The sequence below is a fragment of the Klebsiella sp. A-Nf5 genome (assembly GCF_002810545.1).
GTDB lineage: Bacteria > Pseudomonadota > Gammaproteobacteria > Enterobacterales > Enterobacteriaceae > Klebsiella > Klebsiella variicola.
This window is the reverse complement of the sequence record NZ_PIOG01000026.1, coordinates 159,630-166,789: the sequence shown is the minus strand read 5'-3', so window position 1 is coordinate 166,789 and position 7,160 is coordinate 159,630. Positions and strand designations below refer to the sequence as shown.

Annotated in this window: 10 protein-coding genes and 1 pseudogene; 6 read left to right on the top strand and 5 right to left on the bottom strand. The window is 56.0% G+C overall.

Annotated elements, in window-relative coordinates:
* Positions 1–5: 5 nt before the first annotated feature.
* Positions 6–602: an undecaprenyl-diphosphatase gene (locus CWM53_RS02340; RefSeq protein ID WP_074387801.1), complete on the bottom strand. Its 597-nt coding sequence runs from the start codon at positions 600–602 to the stop codon at positions 6–8.
* A gap of 59 nt (positions 603–661) precedes the next feature.
* Positions 662–1,579, bottom strand: a complete 918-nt coding sequence (locus CWM53_RS02335) for a LysR family transcriptional regulator (protein ID WP_074387800.1) — start codon at positions 1,577–1,579, stop codon at positions 662–664.
* A 103-nt stretch (positions 1,580–1,682) separates the two neighbouring features.
* Here CWM53_RS02335 and CWM53_RS02330 point away from each other — a divergent pair, with 103 nt between their 5' ends.
* From CWM53_RS02330 to CWM53_RS02320, 3 genes and pseudogenes are all read left to right on the top strand, one after another.
* Complete coding sequence (locus tag CWM53_RS02330) at positions 1,683–2,288, top strand: FMN-dependent NADH-azoreductase (protein WP_100730383.1); 606 nt, start codon at positions 1,683–1,685, stop codon at positions 2,286–2,288.
* Positions 2,289–2,367: 79 nt separating this feature from the next.
* On the top strand, positions 2,368–2,667 hold the full coding sequence (locus CWM53_RS02325; protein WP_002914277.1) for an ArsR/SmtB family transcription factor: 300 nt from the start codon (positions 2,368–2,370) through the stop codon (positions 2,665–2,667).
* Between the two features lie 7 nt (positions 2,668–2,674).
* A pseudogene (locus tag CWM53_RS02320) lies at positions 2,675–3,221 on the top strand (rhodanese family protein).
* On the opposite strand, the gene lpxO reads toward CWM53_RS02320, so the two are convergent.
* Positions 3,202–4,104 carry a lipid A hydroxylase LpxO gene (lpxO, locus tag CWM53_RS02315; RefSeq protein ID WP_074387797.1) on the bottom strand — a complete coding sequence of 301 codons (903 nt, stop codon included), beginning with the start codon at positions 4,102–4,104 and terminating at the stop codon, positions 3,202–3,204. The pseudogene CWM53_RS02320 and the gene lpxO overlap by 20 nt on opposite strands.
* Positions 4,105–4,308: 204 nt before the next feature.
* On the opposite strand from lpxO, the gene CWM53_RS02310 reads away from it, so the two are divergent.
* Entirely contained in the window at positions 4,309–4,488 is a 180-nt protein-coding gene (locus CWM53_RS02310; RefSeq protein ID WP_061153592.1) for a hypothetical protein, read from the top strand.
* Between the two features lie 79 nt (positions 4,489–4,567).
* Here CWM53_RS02310 and stpA read toward each other — a convergent pair whose 3' ends face one another.
* Positions 4,568–4,969, bottom strand: coding sequence for a DNA-binding protein StpA (gene stpA / locus CWM53_RS02305; RefSeq protein ID WP_074387825.1), 402 nt, complete (start codon positions 4,967–4,969; stop codon positions 4,568–4,570).
* 727 nt (positions 4,970–5,696) lie between these two features.
* On the opposite strand from stpA, the gene alaE reads away from it, so the two are divergent.
* Positions 5,697–6,146: an L-alanine exporter AlaE gene (gene alaE / locus CWM53_RS02295; RefSeq protein ID WP_008806131.1), complete on the top strand. Its 450-nt coding sequence runs from the start codon at positions 5,697–5,699 to the stop codon at positions 6,144–6,146.
* A 76-nt stretch (positions 6,147–6,222) separates the two neighbouring features.
* Here alaE and CWM53_RS02290 read toward each other — a convergent pair whose 3' ends face one another.
* The gene (locus tag CWM53_RS02290) at positions 6,223–6,585 is read right to left on the bottom strand and encodes a DUF2002 family protein (protein ID WP_100675867.1); all 363 of its coding nucleotides are present in this window, start codon (positions 6,583–6,585) and stop codon (positions 6,223–6,225) included.
* 149 nt (positions 6,586–6,734) lie between these two features.
* Here CWM53_RS02290 and CWM53_RS02285 point away from each other — a divergent pair, with 149 nt between their 5' ends.
* Positions 6,735–7,082 (top strand): DUF883 domain-containing protein, encoded by a 348-nt coding sequence (locus CWM53_RS02285; protein WP_002914293.1) that lies wholly within the window; start codon positions 6,735–6,737, stop codon positions 7,080–7,082.
* Positions 7,083–7,160: the final 78 nt, after the last annotated feature.

Sequence of the window (7,160 nt, the reverse complement as noted above, 5' to 3'; positions counted from 1 at the left end):
TGAGGCTACGGCGTAAAGCGCGCCGGCAGCCAGGAGAACATCCGCCGGCTGACGGCCTCGCACAGCAGCACCAGCCGTGGGCCGACCGCCTGCCAGACCCGCTTCGCCACGATGACCCCGCCGATGGAGACCAGGGCCGCGCCCACCATATCCAGCGGAAAATGTACCCCAAGATAGATGCGCGACCAGGCCACCGGCAGCGCAGCCAGCAGCACCAGCAGGCCAAGCGCCCGCAGGCGTAGCGACAACAGCGCAAACGCGGCGCTGAACATCACCGTACCGTGATCGCTGGGGAAGCTATTATCCGCCGGATGGCTTATCCAGGTATGGCCGAGGGGGATCATAAACGGCCGCGGATGGAACCAGAGCGTCCCGCACACCATCCCCAACCCGAGGGAAATGACCACGGACAGGGTCATAAACAGCGCCTGGCGGTGCCCCTCGCGACCACCGAGAAACCACAGACCGAGCGCGATCGCCGGCATCATAAACACGATACCGCTGGCACAAACACGCGCCAGCGACAGCAGACTCTCCGCGGCGCCAGGCTGCGCGTTAAGCGCAAAAAAAACAGATTGATTCAGGGTTTCCAGGGCGTTCATAGCGATAGCTCTCAGTCGTCATCTTTCTGTCATTATCGCCCGGACGCCTTAAGATACCCTTAACCGCTGGACGGTGTGCTTTTAGCAAGGCGCAGTCCTTCCCGCAGAGCATCGATCGCCACCCGCGTTTTTTGCGGCAGCCACGGCCCCTCCGGCCACACCGCGTGGATGGCGAAACGCGCATAGGCACTGGATGCCAGAACCTGCTGTAGCGCCCCATCGGCAAGCCCCTTGGCCACCAGCCAGTCCGGCAGCCAGGCGATGCCCATCCCCTGCTGCACCGCCGCCGCGATGGCGGCAAAATCATCCTGTACCAGCCCCGTCTCCGGACTGAAGCGCACTTCACCCTGCTGCGGGTCGTACAGTTGCCATTTTTGCAGTTGGCCGTTGTGCAGATAGCCGAGGGTGCGGTGCTCGCTCAGCCCGGCGATCGTCTGCGGCGGCGGCTGGCGTCGCAGGTAATCCGCCGCCGCGCACAGCACCATGCCATGCTCCCCCAGCGCCCGCGCCCGCAGCGACCCGGTATCGGCCAGGTTTCCGATACGCACCGCAAGATCAACCCCCTCCTCCAGCAGATTGACCTGCCGGTCGCTGTAGTGGAGCTCGAGCTTCAGTAACGGATAGCGCTGGCTCAGGCGGAACAGCAGCGGTGCCACGCAGCGCTGACCAAACAGCACCGGTAACGAGATCCGCAGCCGCCCCTGCACCTCGCCCTTCCCGCGCTGGATCGCCTCTTCGGCCTCGCGGATGCGCGCCAGCGCTTCCCGGCACTGGTGGTAGAATTGCTCCCCCTCTTCCGTCAGCAGTTGCCGACGGGTTGTCCGCTGGAATAACGCCACGCCGAGGCGCGCTTCCAGCCGGGCAATGGTTTTACCCACCGCCGAACGCGTCACGTGGAGGATCGTCGCCGCGCTGGCAAAGTTACCGCTCTCGACCACGGTGACAAACACCGGGATCGCGTTCAGATCGTCGCGCACAGATTGGTTCCTTATGGGATACAATAGAGGAAAATAATGTCACTCCAGAGAGAAAAAAGACAGTGCTAGTCTCTGCCTCCATCCTTCACTTGAGGCATCCCTTATGGCAAACGTTCTGGTGTTAAAATCCAGCATTAATGGCGAAACATCCTTGACCAATCAGCTGATTAATGAATTTCTCGCGGCGCGCCAGGCGGCGGGACACCGCGATCGGCTCACGGAACACGATCTCAGCGCCATGGCGCTGCCAACGCTGGATCACCCCCTGTTCGCCGCCCTGCGCGGGGCAGTGGATCCGCAGCCGACCATCCGCGCGGCGGTTGCGCTCTCCGACCAGCTTATCGCCGAGTTAAAAGCCAGCGACCTGCTGGTGATCGGCGCGCCGATGTATAACCTCAACGTCCCGACCGATCTGAAGAAATGGTTCGACCTCGTGGCGCGGGCGCGGGAAACCTTTCGCTACACCGACAGCTGGCCGCAAGGGCTGGTCGAGGGTGTTCGGGCGGTGGTCGTCAGCAGCCGCGGCGGTATTCACCAGGGAGAGACCACCGATGCCATCACGCCTTATCTGCGCGCGGTACTGGGGCTGATGGGGATCGGCGAAGTGGAATTTATCTATGCCGAAGGGCTGGATAATCGTCCGCATGGTCGCGACGCAGGGATCGCCAGCGCCCGGGCGCAGATTGCCCAGCTCGCCGTTCCGGCCTGAGTCACGAATAAATAAATAGCGCTGGCGCAGGCGATGTTTTTATTTTAGAGTTATCTAAATTTAGAGAAAGCTAAAATACATGACCACACCTGAAGACCTGCAGGCCCGCGCCGGAGAAGCCGCCGCGCTGATGAAAGCCATGAGCAATCCTCACCGATTGCTGATCCTGTGCATGCTGTGCGATGCGCCGCGCGCCAGCGCCGGTGAACTGGCCCGCGCCACCGGCCTGAGTCCTTCCGCGACCTCGCAGCACCTCGCGCGGATGCGTGACGAGGGGCTGATCGACAGCGAGCGCGATGCCCAGCGTATCCACTATTTCATCACCCACCCTGCGGTACAGCAGGTGATCAACACGCTGAAAACGCTCTATTGCCCGTGAGGATCCTATGACTATCGCCACCTTAACCCCTGCCGAAGCCCGGGCGCTGATTGCCCAGGGCGCCAGACTGATTGATATCCGTGATGCGGATGAATACGCGCGCGAACATATTCCCGATGCCGAGCTGGTGCCGCTCGCCAGCCTGACCAACGGTGCGACCCTCAATGCCCGGGCCGGAGAGACGGTCATTTTTCACTGCCAGGCGGGTTCCCGGACGCAGAATAACGCGATTCGCCTGGCCGCCGCCGCCGCACCGGCGCAGGCAAGCCTGCTGGCCGGGGGGATTCAGGGCTGGAGGGCCGCAGGGTTCCCGGTTGAGGAGGATAAATCCCAGCCGCTGCCGCTGATGCGCCAGGTACAAATTGCCGCTGGCGTCCTGATTTTACTCGGTGTACTGCTGGGCTATACCGTGAGCAGCGGCTTCTTTCTGCTCAGCGGCGCGGTCGGCGCCGGGCTCACCTTCGCCGGGGTGACCGGCTTTTGCGGCATGGCGCGCCTGCTGGCGATCATGCCCTGGAACCGGCGTCAGGAGGGTTAAAACGCACTCCAGATAAGCCAGGCAATGCCGCCAAAGAGCAGCCATTTAACGATGTAATAGACCGTCTTATTCCATTTTTTCAGCCGCTTGCCGACAATACGTATCTGGTAGATATAGCGAAACGCCCGGTTAATCCCGCCAATGCGATCGCCGGTATCGTTGGGCGCCGAGGCGGCGCTCATCAGATGACGTCCCAGCCAGTGGTTAACCTGTTGCGCCCAGCGGTAGCGCATCGGCCGTTCAATATCACAGAACAGAATCAGCCGATTCTCACCGCTGGTATTTTCCGCATAGTGAATATAGGTCTCATCAAACAGCACCCCTTCCCCATCGCGCCAGCTGTAGCGCTGGCCATCCACCTCAATAAAGCAGCGGTCATCGTTCGGCGTCGCCAGGCCGAGATGAAAGCGCAGCGAACCAGCGTAGGGATCGCGGTGGCGCGGCAGACGGCTGCCGTCCGGCAGGGTGGCGAACATGGCCGCTTTCACCGACGGGATATCGCGCAGCAGCGCGGTGGTGTATGGACAGAGCTGGCTGGCGGAGGGATGGGCATCCTCATACCATTTCAGATAAAAGCGTTTCCAGCCGGTTTTAAAAAATGAGTTAAATCCGGCATCGTTATATTTATCGGCCGCTTTAATCTGCTCCAGTTGCTGCAGGTGGATCCCTTCGTCGCGAATAACTTGCCAGTTCTGCTGCAATATCGCCAGCTCGGGAAACATCTCCGGGCGCAGATATGGCGTATTCGGCACGCGGGAAAATAAATACATAAATCCATTCAGCGGAGCAGTAAATGTTGAATGATCGGAGAGCTGTCGCCAGAAACGATAGCGCACCCGCCCGCGGTAATGGACGTACAGCACAGCAATAACAATAATTAATAGAATGATATACTTCATAATGTCTTTCCTGACCAATTCGGTGGTAACCCTACCTTCGCCGTCCCCCTTGTCAGCAGCGGTTTGGCGCCAGCAAAACATTAACAACACTAATACATATACCACCAAATTGTTTTAACAAAAAACAACACAGCCGGTGTTCAGTGGCCGGCCGTTGAGCTATGTTTGAGGTTCATCCAGGATGTTAACCGTGAGGAGTGAATGATGTTTTCTGTCGACGATCTGGTACAACCGCGTGCGGGTGGGCCAAAACTGAAAGTGGTTGAAGTGCAGGGAGAACAGCTGGTGGTGGTTCAGGCCGCGCAAGAGCAGGGTGAGCGCTATACGCTGAAGTCAGACGAGGTGACGCCCTATCAGGAAGAAGGCGACTTCGGCGTCTGCTGAAGCCCCCCTCCCGCTGATTCACAAGGCCAGACTGAACGGTGGGTCTCCCCCCACCGTCATGACACTGGCCGGATCGGCTTTAAATGAGAAAACTGTCCAGCGATTTCCCCTGAGCGACCGCCTGAGCAATCGGCTTCGGCATTCTTCCCTGACCGGTCCAGGTTTTTTCTGCGCCAGTATGATCGGTATAACGATATTTCGCCGGGCGCGGTTGCCGCTTTTTCCCTGCCGCCATCGGCGGCTGAATATCCGCCACGAGGTCGTCAGGAGAAATACCGTCGGCGCGCATCAGCTCAAGCCAGGTATTCACTTTTTCCTGATATTCAGCCTGCTGCTGCGCCGCCAGCTGCTGTTGCGTACGTTTTTCTTCAGTGACGATCCTGAGCTTTTCCAGCATCTCTTCAAGCACGTCAATGGAGAATTCACGGGACAGGGCACGGAGTGAACGGATATTATTCAGTTTGTGTAACATTAAAGACATAAAATTAAAAAATCCCAGATAACCAATTAAAAGATACAACGCGGCAAGTGTAATAGAAACGCTTATTTATTTCCAGCCTTCGGTTATCCATAAAAATATATTACGTAGAAAGTAGTTGTTATCCTAATGACTATATTGGCAAAGCGCCTTGCCTTTTTCATCAATATCCCCAAAAGAGAGAATGAATAAATAAAAACAGCGCAATCGCGCACAATAAAATATATCTCATTGAGGATATTATCTTTATGGTCAGCGACTTACCTTCTGTTCATCAGTGACCGCGCCGATATACCCCTCACGGCACACTGAATAGTTAATCAGGTATTCAGAATAAAACGACACACACCGATTCAGAGTTTTACACCACAAAAATGCGACTAATGGCATAAAAAATTCTAAACACGACATCAGTCACAGTCTAACGTGATTTTGCGCCACAGCGGGCAGTCAGGCGTCAACTCGCTGACCAGAGACGATAGAAAAACAAACCATAAGCAACTGAAAAATAATAATTTTATTAGAAATGGGAATAAAAGTAGCGTAACGGACAGAAAATGAACCATTGCAGAGTATTTTATCGACAAAAAGGCAATAAATAAAAATTTATAGCTAGTTGCCACTTTTAATGCAGAGATATACTCTACGCACATCAAAACAGGCAGCCCAAAAACGCTATACCAACGCGCATTTTTCGGCGTTATTGACTTCATTTTCGAGGAGCACTCCGATGTTCTCTGCGCACTCCCGCTTGCGGCATGCGGTTGCAGACACCTTTGCGATGGTGGTTTACTGCACCGTCGTCAACATGATGATCGAAATTTTTCTCTCTGGTATGACGTTTGAGCAGTCGTTATCGTCGCGCCTGGTGGCAATCCCGGTCAACATTATTATTGCCGTGCCCTATGGTTTTTATCGCGACTTTGCGATGCGTCAGGCCCGGCGCATTAGCCCGGCCGGCTGGATGAAAAATATGGCCGACGTGCTGGCCTACGTCACTTTTCAGTCGCCAGTGTATGTCGCGATTTTGTGGAGTGTGGGTGCAGACTGGCACCAGATTGTCGCTGCGGTGAGCTCAAACCTGGCAGTATCGATGATGATGGGCGCCGCTTACGGTTACTTCCTCGACTATTGTCGCCGCCTGTTCCGCGTGGCCCCTTACCAGCAGGCGAAAGCCTGACCGACGCCATTCCAGCGACTGGCCCTGCCAGTCGCTCTCTCGTCAGCCTGCTCCGCCCCGGTCCTCAACCACCGTATTAATTTGTCGACATCACCGGCTGGGCTTCGCCAAATAGTCCATTCAGAAAACGCTCAAGCGCCATCCGTGAGCTAAATCCATGCGGAATACCATAATGCTGCTGCGCATCTCCGGCTAAATACAGCGGAAATTGTTCATAATGGTCGCAGGTTTTGATATCTGAGGCCGGTTCGGCCAACATATTGCTACGCTCTTTTAGCGCTGGATGAATAATTAACGCTGTCCGCCCCATGCGCGCTTCGCGGTTCACATAAACATAATTATCGCCTCGGCGATAGCCGTACGCTTTTTGCGTCACAACATCCATGGTGAAGCCGGCTTTTTCAAGAACACGCGCCACCTCATCGGGTCTTAAATACATACTGATTCCTCGTTATCTTTTACCGCACATTGACCTTACCTTATTCGTTAAGCGCAGTGCTTTCGGAAAATTCCAGAAACCACAGCAGTAAGCATAATTCAAAATCTTGTCCTACACTTACTCACTCGATGGAATTAAGGGAGATAACGATGGCTAACCATGTGAACCGCAACAATTTTGACGAGAATGCTGAGGATATCCATAACGATGTCAGTCAATTAGCGGATACGCTGGAAGAGGTGCTGAAATCGTGGGGCAGTGACGCGAAAGAGGAAGCGGAAGCGGCGCGCGTTAAAGCACAGTCGCTGCTAAAAGAGACCCGTGCCCGCCTCAACGGTCACAACCGGGTGCAGCAGGCGGCGTTGGATGCCCGCCAGGCAGCCTGTGATGCGCTGGGCTGCGCCGATACCTACGTGCGCAATAAACCGTGGCACAGCGTCGGCGCCGCCGCCGCCGTCGGGGTATTTATTGGCGTATTGCTCAATTTACGTCGATAATAGAGACAGCGTCAGCTTCCGCGCGCGCCTGGCGAGCGGAAGCCCGCGAGCTTCACGGAATCTAATGAAGATAACAAA

What these genes read in the sequence shown, in the direction of transcription:
- alaE (WP_008806131.1), top strand. Translation starts at nt 5,697, where the DNA reads ATGTTCTCTGCGCACTCCCGCTTGCGGCATGCGGTTGCAGACACCTTT.
- CWM53_RS02330 (WP_100730383.1), top strand. Translation starts at nt 1,683, where the DNA reads ATGGCAAACGTTCTGGTGTTAAAATCCAGCATTAATGGCGAAACATCC.
- stpA (WP_074387825.1), bottom strand. Translation starts at nt 4,969, where the DNA reads ATGTCTTTAATGTTACACAAACTGAATAATATCCGTTCACTCCGTGCC.
- CWM53_RS02310 (WP_061153592.1), top strand. Translation starts at nt 4,309, where the DNA reads ATGTTTTCTGTCGACGATCTGGTACAACCGCGTGCGGGTGGGCCAAAA.
- CWM53_RS02340 (WP_074387801.1), bottom strand. Translation starts at nt 602, where the DNA reads ATGAACGCCCTGGAAACCCTGAATCAATCTGTTTTTTTTGCGCTTAAC.
- lpxO (WP_074387797.1), bottom strand. Translation starts at nt 4,104, where the DNA reads ATGAAGTATATCATTCTATTAATTATTGTTATTGCTGTGCTGTACGTC.
- CWM53_RS02325 (WP_002914277.1), top strand. Translation starts at nt 2,368, where the DNA reads ATGACCACACCTGAAGACCTGCAGGCCCGCGCCGGAGAAGCCGCCGCG.
- CWM53_RS02285 (WP_002914293.1), top strand. Translation starts at nt 6,735, where the DNA reads ATGGCTAACCATGTGAACCGCAACAATTTTGACGAGAATGCTGAGGAT.
- CWM53_RS02290 (WP_100675867.1), bottom strand. Translation starts at nt 6,585, where the DNA reads ATGTATTTAAGACCCGATGAGGTGGCGCGTGTTCTTGAAAAAGCCGGC.